Below are 14593 nucleotides of genomic sequence, written 5' to 3' on the forward strand. Positions count from 1 at the left end.
CCTGAATATCACTTGTAATCGATAAAGTTCAGGATGGCCTCGTTGAACTCCTTCGGTGCCTGAATAAAGGCGAAGTGGCTGGTGTTCGGCAATATCAGCAATCCGGCTTTCGGGATCGTATTGGCGATATATTCCAGGTGCTCACGCACAATGGCCTCGTCATGATCGCCGTCGACAATCAGTACCCGGTTGGAGATTTTCTTAAGATCCTCATCGCTCCAGTTGGGCTGCGTTGCCCACATATGGCTTATCTGATCGACAAAGGCATCATACTGGTCCGGGGTTTTGGAAAGCTTGCGATATTCATTGCCCGCCCGCTCGATATAGCTGGCAAAGACCGGGTTCTTCTCGGTATCGGGTTTCACACCGCTGGTTTTGGTGTTAGGGGCAAAGGAAAAAATACGGTTCACTCGTGTGGGGTGGCGAATCGCCAGATCGATACCAATAATCCCCCCGTCGCTCCAGCCGACAATATCCGCTTTCTGAATATTCAGGTGATCGAGCAACGCCACCACATCATCACTCATTAAGTCGTAGCTGTAAGGCCGTTCGTCGCGCGTACTGCGCCCGTGCCCCCGACTGTCGACCACGATAACCTTATGATCTTTTGCCAGCGCGGCAACTTGCAGGCCCCAGTAATCGGAATTAGCCAGACCGCCGTGGAGTAACACCACCGGCTTCCCCTCTCCGGCCGTTGCGTAATAGAGTTGTATACCGTTGACGCTGGCATACGCCGGTTTCAGCACGGCAACAGGAGCAGGTGTTCGCGGTAATTTTTTCCAGCGGTCTCCCCAGGCAAGCGGGGACTTAGGCGTAACAGCCCAGGTCGCAGATGTGCTCAATGCCCCCATCACGCAGAGCAGCCCGGCGAGGATTAATGTGTGTTTTTTCTTCATAGCGATCGCTCCTGATTACGTTTAATGTGCCTCACCCAGCTCTCGGGTACGTTTCACCGCCGCCAGCACGCTGCGTTGCAGGCCTGCGGCAAAATCGCTGTTGTTAAGCTCATACAACCCATGGATCCCGACGCCTGCTGGCGAATTGTTAATATCCAGAAGCTGTCTTGGATGTTTCTGGCTTCGGCGCAGCATCTCTACCGCCCCCTGCAGGTTTTCGAGCACCACTTCGCTTGCCTGCGCACGCGACAGACCGGCCAGAACGCCCGCGTCGGTAAACGACTCGATAAAGTAATAAATGTAGTTCGGCCCGGCAACACCGAAGCCGGTAAAGATATCGATAAGCCGTTCCGGCAGATAGAGCACTTTGCCAAAGCCGTTGAGAAAAGGTTCCACCTGTTCGGCGCTCGCCTGCGCATTCAGAACCACCCCGCTGTAGCCAAACCCGGTGTCGGTAAGCGTATTGGGGATAATGCGGGCAATGGATTTTCCCGTCCCCAACGCCGCTTCCAGTTGGTGCAATGTCACTCCGGCAATCAGAGAGACCACCGTTGTTGTGGCAGAAAGATGAGGCTGAATACGCGCAGCGACACTCGCTAAATCATCCTGCGGGCGGATCCCCAGTACCACCAGCGCAGCCTCGTGTAGCCGTTGCCCGTTCTGCCGCTCCGGCGCCAGACCATAACGTTCAGTGAGCAGTGCAATACGGTTTGGGTCGATATCCTCAAGCGAAATATCCTGCGAATGGAGTGTTCCCGCCGCCAGAGAGGCACGAATAATCGCCTCCGCCATTTGCCCGGCACCAATAAAATGGACTTTTGCCATGAGCCGCCTCTCCTTATTGAAAGCGATATTCGCCGTTACCTACATGAAAACGGTGGCCTTTCAGCGCCGGGTCAGAGACGTTAAAGACCAGTTCAACTAACCGATTAGCCGCACTCTGGCGAAAGATAAAGCGCTGTTCGCCCACCGCCAGCCCTTCCGGCGATTCGTTGAAACCAAACAACTTATGCCAGTGTGCTCGCACGGCCTGCGGATCCTGCACGTCAAAAATGGCACTCTGTAATGTCACTTCGCCTGCGGGATGTGGCCTGTCGAGCCCCTGAGCACGTAGCCGCGCCAGCCGGGCGTTATCGTCCTCACCCCATTGCAAAATAAAGGGATAAGGCAGGCCGTTAAAATCCCCATCGATGGTGAAGATGCGCCAGCTAATCACATTGCCCTGCGGGTCGTTACGCTGGCCATCGACTACCGGCGAGACCTGCAATCCTTTGCTGCGCAATTGCGCATGCGTCTGGTCAATATCATCCGTGCGTAGCGCCACCCGATGCAGCGCCTGGTTTTCCGGCAACAGGTGCGCCGCATCGCGGGAGAGCAAAAAATCGGTCTGTGCCGACGCCAGCTCAGCCTGATCAGCGATGGCGAGAAATTCAATATAGGTCAGCCCAAAATAGCTGAGTGCATTCCAGGTTCCCCAGCCAGGATGACGCCCACCGGCGAGCGCGTTGAGTCTCTGCCCTGTAAAGATGGCGATGGCCTCTTGCGGCTGGTTAACAAACTGCACGGCATGGTCCCATTTTAATGTGGTCATTACGCCTCCTGAGTCTGGTAGAAACGCAGGCGGCAGGCAGCATCACCCCGCGCCAGCGCGGCTTCAACCGTTAACTGTATGCCCTCGAACGCATCGGTTAACGCATGATCCCCTTCCATGCAGATATCACACAGCGTCTCAATCTGCCGGGCATCTCGCCCCTGCTGACGCCAGCAATTGACGTAAGGGCAATAGTGGAACAGAACAATAAACTCTGACGGGCTAGCCGAAACGGTCTCCATTTCGTAAACCTGCGATTCCAGCCCACCGGTAAATACCGTGGCAAATTCTTGCAAGTCATTGTCATGACGCATCTTCGCACGCACGGAATGCCCGATATCACGCCCATAACGGCGGATTGCGTCACGTGCATAATCATCGGGTTGACTGCGTTGTCGGGATTCATCAAGCAGATAACCCAGCGTGGCAGCGCGCTTTTCGGTGATGGCACGCAATGCCAGGGTAACCTCATCGTCCAGGGTCGGCGCGTTATGCGCCGAAGCGGGCTGTTTTGTACGCATCAGACAGCACTCCCCTTGAATGATTATTCCCAGTCGGTGTTCACTTTGACGTTCTCTGCACCCGGCAGGCCGTAAACGTCTTCGTCATACCACTTGCGAGACAACGCGGCGAGCGTGCCATCTTTTTTGAGGGCTTCCAGCTCAGTGTCGATGGCTTTGATCAGTTTCGGGTCAGCACTCTTTTTGTAGAGATAGACGTTAGGGAACAGACCGACAGACTCGGAGGCTTTCAGGTTCAGATTCAGCGCTTTGTTTAACGCCAGTAAGGCGCCAATCGGATAGATAGCCGCATCATATTCACCAGAAGCAACGGCTTTGAAAATGTCCGCCGCAGACTGCTCACCATTCGGCTGTAGATTGATTTGCTGGCCTGGGTGCTTTTTGTTGTAGTTATCAATCACGGTATAACGCGCATCGGATGTATGAATCGGCACCAGTTTCTTCTTGCCGCTCGCCAGATCGGCCAGCGTATGAATGTCGTTTTCATTGTTACGCACAATTAAACGCAGGTCGCTGATGCCCGAAGGCTGGCCGGAGTAAGCGTATTGCGCCGCACGCTCTTTTGTCAGATAAAAATGGTCAGCAGCAAGGGTGTATGCGCCGGTGGACAGACCGACGATCATCGCATCGCGGGAGACCGCATTAAAATGGAACTTATAGTCGGTGAGCTTCTGATCAATGACCTTTAATAACTCACCGTCGTAACCGGTAATATTGTTATTATCGTCTACAAAGCTAAACGGGAACCCGTTGGCATTCACCACCACTTCAACAGTTTGCGCATCAGGGCTTTTTTCGACCGCTTGCGCCACCGTGATATTCATTGCCAGGAGCAGTGAACTTACCAACAACAGCTTATTTTTGAACATATTTCTTTCCCCAAAATGAGTGAGATGGAACCACTTTACGTGCATGGCTTTTCCACCGGTTACTGAGATACACCTCGATATGTCGCAATATCCAGGTAAGGACCAGACAGAGCGCAATATAAATAAGCAGAACGATGCAATAGGCCTCCACATAATGAAAACCGCGCGCTGCGGCGATATTCGCCTTTGCCATCACATCCACCACCGTAATGGTGTAAACCAGTGACGTATCCTTGATCAGATCAATCAGGACGCTGGTGTAGTTGGGTAGCGCGGATACCGCCGCCTGCGGAAAAATGATGCGTCGAAACTGGGTAAAGCCGCTCAGCCCTATCGACCATGCGGCCTCGCGTTGCCCTTTTTCTACGGAATTCCACGCGGAGCGAAAAGTCTCGGCAAAGTAGGCGCTAAACACCACGGAAAAAGCAGTTACGGCGGCCACCAGCGGTGAGAGTTTGTAACTAAACGGCGTATCCTGCGGCTCGCCCCAAAGCCCGCTGGCAATCCACGGCCAGACATAAAAGACAAAATAGAGCATTACCAGCATGGGGATAGAGCGCCCGAAAGAGATAAACACCTGCACCAGATATTTCACGTACGGCACATTGCCAATCATCACCCAGGCAAAAACACCGCCTAATAACGTTGAAAATATTAACGATAAAAAAGTGATCAGTAACGTGACCGGTAGCGCGCTTAATATAAACGTGAAATTATCCCGCATAAAATCAAGGCTAAACATAGTCGTCTTTTACTCCAGTAAATATTGATACTTTTTCTCAATACGATTTGTGAGATAAAAGATAATCATGTTAAGCAACCAGTAGATGAGAATGACGCTAATAAACGCCGCGACCTGCTTCGCACCATAACTGTTTTGCGAGATTTTTTGTGCGCGACCAAAAATATCGACAATACCAATAATGTTTACCAGCGATGTCATCTTCACCAGATTGATTAAAAGGTTGCCGAAATTGGGAATAGCGATAATGAGCCCCTGCGGAAAAATAACGCGCGCAATACCAATGTGCCAGGGAATATTCAAACTGCGTATCGCCTCTTTTTGTCCGACATCCACGGCATTCCAGGCCGAGCGCATCATTTCGGCAAAATAAGGGCTGATGCCGACGGAAATAGACAGGATGGCAAAAGTCATATCGCTAATCAGTAGCACAGGAAGTTCCAGCGCTGAGAGAATCAGTTTCCCGCCGAAGAAAAAGAGCAGGATTAACAGCGCCAGCGGCGCACCGCGCAGCACATCGGTGTATGCTTTTGCCAGCCATCTCAATAACGATGAGCGACTAAACTGCAAAACAGTAGCGACCAGACCAAGAGCCAGACCGAGCAACAAAGAGGCCAGCGTGATCCCCAGGGTAATCGGCAGGTTTTCCAGTAATTTCGGCACAATCAATAACAGATCGTCGGAACGCAATAACGGTTGTGGATTCATTACATTAGCCTCAGGCGTGGAAACGGAGTCGGGCAAGAAACGCCTGTGTGCGCGTGTGTAACGCCGCGCCAAAAATCTGCTCCGGCGGCCCCTGCTCCACGATTTCGCCGTTTTCCATAAACACCACTCTGGAAGCGACCTGGCGGGCGAATTCCATTTCATGAGTCACGATAATCATCGTTTGCCCGTTGGCGGCAATCTCCTGAATGAGTGTCAGAACCTCGCCGACTTTCTCCGGATCCAGCGCCGATGTGGGTTCATCCAGCAACAGCACCGCCGGGTTAATCGCCAGCGCACGGGCAATGCCAATACGCTGTTTTTGCCCGCCAGAAAGGCTGTTCGGATAGTGATCTTTTTTATGCAGCAACCCGACCTGTTTTAGCAGACGTTCAGCCGCCGCGACCGCCTCCTGACGCGGGCGCTTTTGCGCATAGATCAAGCCTTCGGTAATATTTTGCAAGGCGGTGAGATTATGAAACAGATTCCAGGATTGAAAGACCATCGCGGTTTTTGCGCGTATTTTTTCAATCTCTTTTTTTCCTGCTTTGGCGCAATCAACAATGGCGTCGTCAATTTTTATTTGTCCGCTGTCGGCGGGTTCCAGAAAATTCAGCGTACGCAACAGTGTCGTTTTACCCGAGCCGCTTGGGCCAATAATGCAGATAATTTCCCCTGCGTTAATGGAAAGCGAAACCTCTTTTAGTATTTTTTCGCCAGTAAAACTTTTACTGATTTTCTCAATGGCAATCATCATTATATTTTCGCAGCGGGCTATCCCTGATAAATGCACAACGGCGGCATCTATTTCTTTACAAAAACTATATTGCCGGTGGGTCTATAAAGACAAACAAGAAAAATACATATGCAAAGTTGAAAATCACATTTCCGAAATGGGGGTATTTGCGGAAATTGACATATTTAAACTATTAAGGGGAAATGAAGGTGGGGGAAAGGATGATCCGCTCTTTATCGTCGCGGATCATCCTTTATATTCTTTTTAACGACTTACGCCTGCGGCCAGTAAGGTTCACCAAGCGTCAGCATCAGGCGATTGGCCCATGCGAAAAACGCGGCTGATTGCACAAGATCCACAATCTCCAGGGTACTCAGCCCCTGTTCACGCAGTTTCGCCACATCCTGTGCACTGGCCTGTGCGGGCGTGCTGGAGAGACGAGCAACGAAATTGATCTGCGCCTGCCAGCGTGGCGACTGCCCTTGTGCCAAATCGCCACCGGGGGCGATATCCAACAGACGTTGCACCGCCTCTTGCTGTTTAGAAAGCTGGCTGGCTTTACGGGCATGTACCGAGGCGCAATAAATGCAGCCGTTGACCTTACTGGCGACGGTTGCCGCCAGTTCACGCTCGGCGCGCGGCAGTCCCGACGCGGTATAGAAAATCCCTTTATCCGTCAGCGTACGCTGCTCAAGCACGGGAAGATTACGCCCCAGCAGGCGGAAATAGTCCGACTCGCTATGGCCGAAACGGGCCAGGGTCGCCTGCTCGTCGGCGTTAAAATCAGGCAGCGCTTTTGCCGCAATCCACGGCTCCCAGCCGAGCTCTGCCTGGGTAAAGGCAACCGGCGCCCGTTTGCCCGTAAGCGTCTGTGGCTGCGTATGCCACTCCCCTGCCGTTACGGCTTGTGGCTGGGGGATGTCCACCTCATGGTCTGCCAGTAAACGATAGCCGCGCAATAAGCGGCTCTGGAAACTGATAAAGGCGGTTAATTGCGACAGGGTCACAATGTCGTCCTCTGACCATCCGGCGTTCAGCAAGGTCTGTAAGTCAGTCGCCTGCGCGCTTACCGGGTGCAGCGTGAGTGTCCTGGCATGGGCCAGCGCCGCGTTCAGCGCCGGGGTCACGTTCGGGACAGTAACGTCCTTGCCGCGTTGCTCGTAATAGCGGCGCAGCACGCTGTCCCGCAGCCAGTTGCTAATCTGCGCCGCCAGCCAGAATCGCACGGCGAGCGTCAGCGTTCCCTGTACAGCCCGGGCGGAAAAAAGCGCCTCATAGCTGCTCTGGGTATGGCGCGTTGCCGCTTCCCGCGTCTGGCGAGCAGCGGCCAGTTCACTGTCCGGCGCAATCCCGGCCAGGCTGTCGAGCAGGTCGTGAGCGTGTAACGCCGTCTCTTTTTCCGGAATCAAAGGGTCATGCAACGTCATAAAATCTCCTGTTGTTGAGTACGGTGCGTCATGCCGGGAATGGCGTCGATCAGCTCCCGCGTGTAAGGATCACGGGAGTGGCTAAAAATGTGTTCTACCGGGCCGGACTCCACCTGCTTGCCGTGGTGGAGCACGCTCACGGTGTCGGCAATTTGCCGCACCACGGAGAGGTCGTGGGAGATAAACAGATAGGTCAGGCCGAGCTCGCGCTGGAGCGTGTCGAGCAGGCGCAGGATTTGCGCCTGTACCGTCACATCAAGGGCGGAAACCGCTTCGTCGAGTACCAGCACCTGGGGTTGCAGAATGAGCGCTCGCGCAATGGCCACGCGCTGGCGCTGGCCGCCGGAGAGTTCATGCGGTTTACGGGTCAGTAGCTCGTGCGGTAGCGCCACGCGTTCAAACATCTCATGGACTTTCTGCACGCGCGTTGCCCGGTCGAAGCGGCCAAAGTTGCGCAGAGGCTCCTCCACAATGTCGAACAGACGCTGCGCTGGATCGAGTGAACTGAACGGATTCTGATAAACCAGTTGAATTTTTTGCCGGAACTGACGCAGCGGCTCTCCTTTCAGGCGGGTGATGTCTGTCCCCTCGATCAGAATCTGTCCGCTGGTGGGGCGATGAAAGCCAAGCAGGCTGCGCGCCGTTGTGGTTTTCCCCGACCCCGACTCTCCCACGATGGCATGTGTGGTGCCGCGTTCAACGCTAAACGACAAATTATCCACCGCACGGAACAGCGTTTTGTTGTCTGCGGAGAGCGGATAGGTCTGGACCAGATTATCCACCCGAATCACTGTGTCACCGCCGCTTGTCCGTGGCGCGCGCGGCGTGGGATTGAGCGACGGCACATCCGCCAGCAGGGCTCTCGCGTACTGGCTGCGGGGTGCCTGCAACACCGCCTGAATGGGGCCTTGCTCCTGCACATGTCCGCGCTGGAAGACCACCAGCCTGTCGGCGCGTTCTGCCGCCACGCCTAAATCATGGGTCACAAACAGCACAGCCGTGCCACTTTCACGCCGCAGTTCATCCAGTAAATCGAGCACGCGCTTTTGTACTGTCACGTCCAGCGCGCTGGTCGGCTCATCGGCGACAATCAGCGCAGGCTTCAATGCAATGGCAATCGCAATCAAGACCCTCTGCTTCATACCGCCCGAAAGCTGATACGGATATTGCTGCGCACGTAGCTCGGGTTGCGTCAGCCCAACGCGGGCCAGTAGCGCCAGAGTTTGCTGGCGAATCACCTGACGGGGCGCGCGCTGGTGCAAACGCAGGATCTCGTCAACCTGCGCACCGATGGTTTTGACCGGATTGAGCGAGCTGGTGGGATCCTGGGGAATCAGACTGATACGCGCACCGCGAATGCCGTCCAGTTGCTTTTGCGACCAGCGGCTGATATCGGTGCCGTTCAGGCGAATCGTCCCCCGGGTCAGACGACCGTTTTCACTGAGCAAGCCAATGACCGCCTGTGCCGTGGTGGTCTTGCCGGAACCGGACTCTCCGACCAGCGCCACCACTTCACCGGGATTGATCTGAAATGACACCCCTTCAACCACCGTGCGATCGCCTTCGGCGGTGCGGTAACGGATGGTGACATCCTCCAGCTCCAGTACCGGTACGGTGGCGCTGCTCTGTTGCAGACTCAGGTTCAGGCTCATGATTGCCCCCTGCGTAATGACTGGCTGACGCGGTTGGCCGCCAGTACCACCAGCACGACGACAATCCCCGGGAAGGCCGTCAGCCACCAGGCCGTTGAAAGGTAATTCCGGCCTTCGGCGATCAGCAATCCCCACTCTGGCGTGGGCGGCGGTGCGCCATACCCCAGGAAACTGAGGGTGGAAATAGCCAGAATCGCGCTGCCGAATTGCAGGGCGGCAAAGGCAAAGACGGTACTCAGGGCGTTAGGCACGATATGGCGGAATAGAACACTGAAAAAAGTGCCGCCGCTGCCCCATGCCGCTTCGACAAAGTCGCTGTGGCGTACGCGCAGGGTTTCACCCCGCACCAGACGGGTAAAACTGGCAATCGAGGTGATCCCCACCGCAATGGCGGCATTCACCGTGCCGAAGCCCAGCAGAATGATGACGCTCAGCGCCAGCAGCAGCCCGGGAATAGCAAGCAGAATATCGATAACGCGCATGATCAGGCTATCGAACCAGCCTCCAATCGCCCCGGCCAATAACCCCAGCAGGCTACCGAGCGCCAGGCCAAGACCAACCGCAATAAGCGCGCCGGAAAGTGAATGCACGGCACCATAGACAATGCGGGAATACAGGTCGCGACCCAACTGGTCGGTGCCAAGCAGATAGCCGTTGCCGGGGGCAAGACGCTGTGCGCCCGCCACGCCGTCTGTCGGACTGAAATGGGTGAACCAGGCGGGAAACAGCGCCCAGAGCACAACCGTCAGCAAAACCAACCAGGCGGCAATCAATCCCGGACGCAGCGTAATACGGGGTACGCGAACGCGTTTGTATAATGACGGGAAGCCGAGCTTCCCCTGAGGAACGACCGTCATGAGGTGACTCCTGTACTGTTTTTCAGGCGGGGATCGAGCAAGGGATACAGCAGATCGATGGCGAGGTTAATCACCACAAAAGCGCTGGCGGAAATCACTACGATGGCCTGTAACACACTACTGTCCTGGGTATTGACCGCTTCCTGGGTGAGTTGCCCCAGGCCACTGCGACCAAATACGGTTTCGGTTATCAACGCGCCGGCAATAAGTTCGCCCAATAACAACCCCGCCACGGTCAGCGTGGGCAACAGCGCATTGCCCAACACATGGCGCCACAATACCCCCGCCCGGCTGGCCCCTTTCGCGCGCGCCACGGCGACAAACGGCTGGGTTTGTATCTGGTCAATACTGCGCATCAAAATTTGCGCCAGCGGCGCGGAAATCGGTAACGCCAGCGTCAATGTGGGCAGGATCAGGCCCTGCCATGGGCCTGGGTTAATAACCGGGATCCACCCCAACTGGAAAGAAAAAATCTGGATTAACACGATGCCAAGCCAGAAAGTCGGCACCGAAATAAACAGTGATGGCAGCGATTGCAGCGCCGCGCGTAGCCCGCTAAACGGCGACAAAAATGAGAGTGCCGCCAGCACAAAGGCCAGGATCGTGGCGACGATCAGCCCTAACAGCGCCAGCAGGAGCGTGGAAGGAAGATTCTCACTTAGCAAGTCACTGACCGGCACGCCGGTCTGGACGGAAAGGCCGAAATCCCCATGTAACAGGCTGACCACGGCATGGACATATTGCGTCAGCACCGCTGTGTCAGCACCATAGCTCAGGCGCAACTGGGCAATTTGATCGGCGCTCAGCCCGAGATCCGGATTCTGGAATTTGATCAATATTGCGTCGCCCGGAAGCGCCTGTAACAGCACAAATGAGAGCGTAAAGGCGGCCCATAACACTATCAGCGCCTGACCAAAACGTACCGTCAGATATCTGCCCATGGCTTGTCCTCTTTCACGGTGCCCCTCGCCCGATGACGAGGGGAAACCCGTGCGTTATTTATCTAACCAGGTGTTGTAAAAACTCGGACGCCCTACGGCTTCGAAGCTCAGCCCTTTGGTGGACGGCGCACCGGCATAGACCTGCGGCTCTTCAAAGATAGGGATCACGTAGGCTTTATCGATGAGGTATTGCTGCACCTCATTGACCAGCGCAATACGCTTATCCTGTGAGGTGGCGGAGGCGATACCACTGAGCAACGCGTTCAGATGGTCGTCCTCAAACTGCTTAACCTTGTCGCTGGCACCCCCTTTTTGCAGCAGCACATTGCGCAGAGTCGGGTAGTACTGACTTTTCAGGACATCCGGATCCGCGCGGCCCACCATGCTCGGATATACGCCCGTTTTAGCCGGGTCGAGGTTATCGAGGGTTTTACTGCCCGCATCCCCCGCCAGGATGTTGAGTTTGACGCCCACTTTGGCCCACTGCTGCGCCACCAGTTGCAGCGTCTCTTTGTTCTGCGGCTGTGGCGGCGATTCGTACGCCGTCAGCGTCAGGGATTGCCCGTCTTTTTGTCGCACGCCGTCCGGGCCGCTTTTCCAGCCTGCCTCATCCAGCAAACGCGCCGCCTGGGCCGGGTCAAATTTCAGCTTGTCGGAAAGATCCACATAGCCCACCGCCGTTTTGGCTAATACTGATGTAGCCTGCGGGTAATTTGCGGAGAAGAGCGTCTGGACAATCTCTTTGGTATTGGTGGCATGCAGCAGCGCCTCACGCACCTTTTGATCCGCCACCAGCGGGTTATCAGGGCGGAAGTTAACACTGTTGTTCACCCCACGCGTCGGGGAGGCATAAACGGCAAAGCCTTTGTCGGAGACGCGCTTCTCGTCGTAGGCCTGAATCTGGCGAATCGCATCAGCCTGGCCGGAGAGTAACGCGCCAATACGGACGCTATCTTCTGGCGTCACCAGCACGTTAATGCCGTCCAGATAAGGACGCCCCTGATGGGCAAAACTCGGCGGCGCCCAGTTATAGTCCTTGCGTGCCACCAGTTTCACTTCGCGGCCCGGACGGTCGCTCTCCACCACAAACGGGCCGGATCCAATAATGCTGCGCGCGCTGCCGAGCTGGTTAAAGTTTTTCTCCAGGGTCGAGAGCGAGACCAGCCCGGAGCCAATGGCGGAGGTGCCCTGCAGGAAGCCCGGCGACGGGGATTTGAAAAAGAACTTCACCGTTAGCGGATCGATCACTTCGCTTTTCAGGTAGTTGTTGATGACCTCGGACACCGGCTGGTTGAGGGCTTTATTGCCCAGACCGTAGGTATCGAAATTTTTCGCTACGGCGTTGGCATCAAGCGGAGTGCCGTCGGAGAACGTCACGCCAGGACGAAGTTTAAAGGTGTATTCCGTATAGTCCGCATTGGTGGTCCAGGATTGCGCAATCCACGGTTCAATTTGCAGGGTTTTCGGGTTTTGCCAGGTCAGCTTGTCGGTTATCTGGTTGAGGATACCGCCGTTCGGGTAAAACCCACCCGCAGGCGGATAGAGGTTGGTGTGTGCCTGTTGTTCCAGATAGATTAGCGTGCCGCCGTTTTTGGGCGCGTTCTCTGCGGCAACAGAAGCGGCGCTGATCCCTGCCAGGGCCATCGTGGCAAAAAGGCGAAATCGATATGTAGAGAGCAAAATCGACATTGTTATTTTTCCTGTAGTTATCGTTTAAGCGTCGTGCTGAGCGCGGCCGGACTCCCCCATACAGGCGGCTAGCCGTCCGAAACCTGATTTGATATTTTCACAGCGATGGGTAAACCGCAAAGAACAATACTGATAATGAATATGCGTAAATTTGTTAGCGAAATGTGACGCCAAATCGGCAGCAGCGCAGGGTCCAGGCCAGACTGGGTTCTGTAAATAAAGGGCAATCGCTATCAGGCGGCAAGGCGCAGGCTGGGGCAACCTGGTGGCGGGAAAATGCCAACAGTGCCCCAGCCTGCGCCTCCAGGAAATTAGCGTTCTCGCCAGGCATAGGGCACGGCAGGCTGCCACTCATCACCCAGCAATTCGGGATCATCGTAATGGATAATGGCCTGATAATGGTGTTCACGATCTTCAAAATAAAGCTGCCCGGAAATATGTTGTGCCAGGGTACGTGCGCCCTGGCTGATTCCAGGAATAAGACCAACGACATGACCGTTGCTTAACAGCGCCGGGTGGCTAAAACAGTGCACCCTCGCCAGCGAAGAGGGGCTGTCACTGTGTTTTGCCTGAAACGCGAAATCAGCCCCCAGATAGGGATAACTCGCCAGTTGCGCGTTTTGCTTATCAGCAGGAGGCTGCCAGGCATCGCCCCAGGTTTTGACCTGATCCACCAGCGCATGAAATTCCGGACGGGCATGCCAGTCCAGAGCATATCCCGTGGCAAGGATCAGGAAATCTACCGGCACTTCGCCCTGCGGGGTATGAACAACGATACCCTCCTGGCGGGTTTCGACCCGCTCAACCGGCGCGTTAAAATTGAACCAGGCGTTGGGATGACGCGACACGCGCAGCGTGCTGCCGTGCGGCGGTGGCGTCTGGACGGTCGCGATATGCTGGGCCAGCCGCCATTTCCACTCATCCGGCAGATTAAAATAGCCTGATTCAAAACCTGGGTTGCCTGCTCCTTTTGACAGGTTCACGCGGGGAAAATCAGGACGACGGATCAGCAGTTCAACCCCCGCAGCCCCCGCTTCCAGCGCCGTGGCCGAAACATCCATCGCTGTGGCGCTACCGCCAACCACCGCAACCCGACGACCCGCAAGAGCGGCAAAATCAATAGCCTCTTCTGAGTGTGCCCAATACTGCTTTGGTACATCACTGACAAAATCAGGAATAGCAGGTCCGCCAAACGCATCCATTCCGATAGCCAGGATCACTTTGCGCGCGCTCACCCGCCGGATCTCACCCTGGTGTGAAAAGGTCAGTTCTACGCGCTGTGGGTCGTGCAGGTTCAGACCTGTCAGGGCGTGATCGTTACGCACATCCAGCGCCAGCACCTGGCGGTACCAGCGCAGATACGCGGCCCATTGCAGACGGGGGATCTTGTCCAGCGTATTCCAGGCCTCAAGGCCAAATTGTGCTTCATACCAGGCGCGAAAGGTCAGAGAGGGAATATCAAGCGCCGGCCCGGTAAGGTGTTTAGGCGAGCGCAGCGTTTCCATGCGCGCGGTTGTTGCCCAGGGACCTTCAAAATCTTTGGGCGCTTTGTCATACAGCACGGCGTCAATACCCTGCAGGCGCAGTGCGAACGCCGCCGCCAGGCCCGCCATGCCTGCGCCAATGATCACCACGTTCTGAGCCTGTGCGTCAGATTGTTGTGGCAACCAGCGTTTTGCAGGCAACGCCAGCCATTCCAAGTCCTGTTTGATTCGGGCTTCCAGCGCGGCGAGCCCCTGCTCTGCCCTTTCGGATGATGTAATGGGGGAAATCGAAGAAAGTGACATCGTCGTTATCCTTTTGTGTCAATGCATTCAGTCATTTGCTGAGTGATAGCACTTCGATACCAGGGGAACTACGATTTAATATTGCTAGCCTAATGCAGACTTTTTCTATAGGAGACCGCGATTGGGTTTGACTGGCGAAAGCACATGAGGCAGGTAATTTGGATTACGCGGGGGCTGTAA

General features: G+C 55.4%; 15 protein-coding genes. 1 reads left to right on the forward strand and 14 read right to left on the reverse strand.

Annotated features, from left to right (window positions below; translation table 11 throughout):
* Positions 1 to 8: 8 nt before the first annotated feature.
* From ABU190_RS08890 to ABU190_RS08925, 8 genes are read right to left on the reverse strand one after another with little or no spacing between them, the layout of a single operon-like run.
* The gene (locus ABU190_RS08890; RefSeq protein WP_354691077.1) at positions 9 to 896 is read right to left on the reverse strand and encodes an alpha/beta hydrolase; all 888 of its coding nucleotides are present in this window, start codon (positions 894 to 896) and stop codon (positions 9 to 11) included.
* Between the two features lie 21 nt (positions 897 to 917).
* Positions 918 to 1721, reverse strand: coding sequence for a pyrroline-5-carboxylate reductase (locus ABU190_RS08895; protein ID WP_354691078.1), 804 nt, complete (start codon positions 1719 to 1721; stop codon positions 918 to 920).
* A 13-nt stretch (positions 1722 to 1734) separates the two neighbouring features.
* The gene (locus ABU190_RS08900) at positions 1735 to 2487 is read right to left on the reverse strand and encodes a VOC family protein (protein WP_193795671.1); all 753 of its coding nucleotides are present in this window, start codon (positions 2485 to 2487) and stop codon (positions 1735 to 1737) included.
* A complete protein-coding gene (locus ABU190_RS08905) occupies positions 2487 to 3008 on the reverse strand; it encodes an L-2-amino-thiazoline-4-carboxylic acid hydrolase (RefSeq protein ID WP_354691079.1) in 522 nt (173 codons plus the stop codon). Before ABU190_RS08905 ends, ABU190_RS08900 begins: the two co-directional genes overlap by 1 nt.
* Positions 3009 to 3031: 23 nt before the next feature.
* A complete protein-coding gene (locus tag ABU190_RS08910) occupies positions 3032 to 3877 on the reverse strand; it encodes a transporter substrate-binding domain-containing protein (protein WP_354691080.1) in 846 nt (281 codons plus the stop codon).
* A complete protein-coding gene (locus tag ABU190_RS08915) occupies positions 3864 to 4619 on the reverse strand; it encodes an amino acid ABC transporter permease (RefSeq protein WP_354691081.1) in 756 nt (251 codons plus the stop codon). The genes ABU190_RS08910 and ABU190_RS08915 overlap by 14 nt, the downstream gene beginning before the upstream one ends.
* A gap of 9 nt (positions 4620 to 4628) precedes the next feature.
* A complete protein-coding gene (locus ABU190_RS08920; protein ID WP_354691082.1) occupies positions 4629 to 5327 on the reverse strand; it encodes an ABC transporter permease subunit in 699 nt (232 codons plus the stop codon).
* A gap of 10 nt (positions 5328 to 5337) precedes the next feature.
* Positions 5338 to 6078, reverse strand: a complete 741-nt coding sequence (locus ABU190_RS08925; protein ID WP_354691204.1) for an amino acid ABC transporter ATP-binding protein — start codon at positions 6076 to 6078, stop codon at positions 5338 to 5340.
* Between ABU190_RS08925 and ABU190_RS08930 the strand changes: the two genes are divergently transcribed.
* On the forward strand, positions 6068 to 6328 hold the full coding sequence (locus ABU190_RS08930) for a hypothetical protein (RefSeq protein ID WP_354691083.1): 261 nt from the start codon (positions 6068 to 6070) through the stop codon (positions 6326 to 6328). The genes ABU190_RS08925 and ABU190_RS08930 overlap by 11 nt on opposite strands.
* Positions 6329 to 6332: 4 nt before the next feature.
* On the opposite strand, the gene ABU190_RS08935 is transcribed toward ABU190_RS08930, so the two are convergent.
* The 6 genes from ABU190_RS08935 to ABU190_RS08960 form a co-directional block, all read right to left on the reverse strand.
* Positions 6333 to 7487 carry an alkylhydroperoxidase domain protein gene (locus tag ABU190_RS08935; protein WP_354691084.1) on the reverse strand — a complete coding sequence of 385 codons (1155 nt, stop codon included), beginning with the start codon at positions 7485 to 7487 and terminating at the stop codon, positions 6333 to 6335.
* A complete protein-coding gene (locus ABU190_RS08940) occupies positions 7484 to 9139 on the reverse strand; it encodes an ABC transporter ATP-binding protein (protein WP_354691085.1) in 1656 nt (551 codons plus the stop codon). The genes ABU190_RS08935 and ABU190_RS08940 overlap by 4 nt, the downstream gene beginning before the upstream one ends.
* Positions 9136 to 9996, reverse strand: a complete 861-nt coding sequence (locus ABU190_RS08945; RefSeq protein ID WP_354691086.1) for an ABC transporter permease — start codon at positions 9994 to 9996, stop codon at positions 9136 to 9138. Before ABU190_RS08945 ends, ABU190_RS08940 begins: the two co-directional genes overlap by 4 nt.
* The gene (locus ABU190_RS08950; protein ID WP_354691087.1) at positions 9993 to 10937 is read right to left on the reverse strand and encodes an ABC transporter permease; all 945 of its coding nucleotides are present in this window, start codon (positions 10935 to 10937) and stop codon (positions 9993 to 9995) included. Before ABU190_RS08950 ends, ABU190_RS08945 begins: the two co-directional genes overlap by 4 nt.
* Before the next feature lie 54 nt (positions 10938 to 10991).
* On the reverse strand, positions 10992 to 12581 hold the full coding sequence (locus ABU190_RS08955; RefSeq protein WP_354691205.1) for a TIGR04028 family ABC transporter substrate-binding protein: 1590 nt from the start codon (positions 12579 to 12581) through the stop codon (positions 10992 to 10994).
* Between the two features lie 356 nt (positions 12582 to 12937).
* A complete protein-coding gene (locus tag ABU190_RS08960) occupies positions 12938 to 14413 on the reverse strand; it encodes an NAD(P)/FAD-dependent oxidoreductase (RefSeq protein ID WP_296438716.1) in 1476 nt (491 codons plus the stop codon).
* Between the last annotated feature and the right edge of the window lie 180 nt (positions 14414 to 14593).

Source organism: Phytobacter sp. RSE-02 (genome assembly GCF_040578655.1).
Taxonomy (GTDB): Bacteria; Pseudomonadota; Gammaproteobacteria; order Enterobacterales; family Enterobacteriaceae; genus Phytobacter; species Phytobacter diazotrophicus.